This window comes from Aeromonas finlandensis, from assembly GCF_000764645.1.
Taxonomy (GTDB): Bacteria; Pseudomonadota; Gammaproteobacteria; order Enterobacterales; family Aeromonadaceae; genus Aeromonas; species Aeromonas finlandensis.
The window spans coordinates 1-1,007 of sequence record NZ_JRGK01000217.1 but is presented as its reverse complement, the minus strand read 5'-3'; the positions used below and the strand labels follow the sequence as shown (position 1 = coordinate 1,007).

The 1,007-nt window shown below is 63.6% G+C and carries 1 pseudogene; it reads left to right on the top strand.

The features are described from left to right. Positions 1 to 867, top strand: a pseudogene (locus LD28_RS0112800) (heme anaerobic degradation radical SAM methyltransferase ChuW/HutW); the annotation flags it as partial. Positions 868 to 1,007 lie beyond the last annotated feature (140 nt).

The following is a 1,007-nucleotide window of genomic DNA, read 5'->3' as shown; positions in this document are numbered from 1 at the left end:
GGCTTCAACCGCTTCTCGTTCGGGGTGCAGAGTTTTGATACCCGGGTCCGCCAGCAGGCAGCCCGTTTCGATGACAGGGAGACCCTGTTGACCCGCCTGGGCGAGCTGACCCGGGATGATGCGGCGGTGATCGTGGCGGATCTCATTTTCGGTCTGCCCGGTCAGGATGATGCCGTGTGGCAGCAGGACATCACGGATGTGATGGCGAGCGGCGTGCACGGGGTCGATCTCTACCAGCTGATCGCCATGCAGGGCACCAATCTGGAGCGGGCGCAGGAGAAGGGCACCCTGGATTGGCTCGCCGATGGCCAGCAGCGAGCGGCCATGTATGCCTATGGCGGCGCGCAACTGGAAGCCCATGGCTGGGAGCGGCTCTCTTGCAGTCACTGGCGGCGCAGCCCGGCCGAGCAGAGCCGTTATAACCAGATGGCCAAGCGTGGCGCCGAGATCCTCCCCTTTGGCGCCGGTGCTGGGGGCAGCATTCTTGGTCACGGCTTGATGTATGGGCGGGAGCTGGCCCCTTGGCACGACGCGCTGGCCAACGGCAAGCGGGCCCCCGGCATGGTGATGGGGCGCAATCCCAATGCGCGAATAGATGGTCTGCTGCGCGGCGCCCTCGACAGCGGTGTGCTGGCACTGGATCGTCTGCCTGCGCTTTTGCTGACCCATCTGATGCCGCTCTTTGCCGCCTGGCAGCAGCACGGGTTGGCCGAGATCGAGAGCGCTCGGCTGCAACTGACCCTCGCCGGGCGCTTCTGGAATGTTAATATGCAGGCTGGCTTGTTCGAGTTCTTGCAGCTCAATCCGCTCGATGGTTCAGCGCCACCCAGCCATGGTACCGCTGCGGTGCGCCATTCGCTGGTCTGAGCCCGAGCGGAGCATTTGCACGGAGCACTTGCATAGATCCTTGCGATCCATAACGAAAGAGGGAGCCTTGAAGGCTCCCTCTTTGGATTTGGCAGGTGCAGTTTTGGGCTTGGCAGATAGCGCTGCGCGCGAGCTTACTC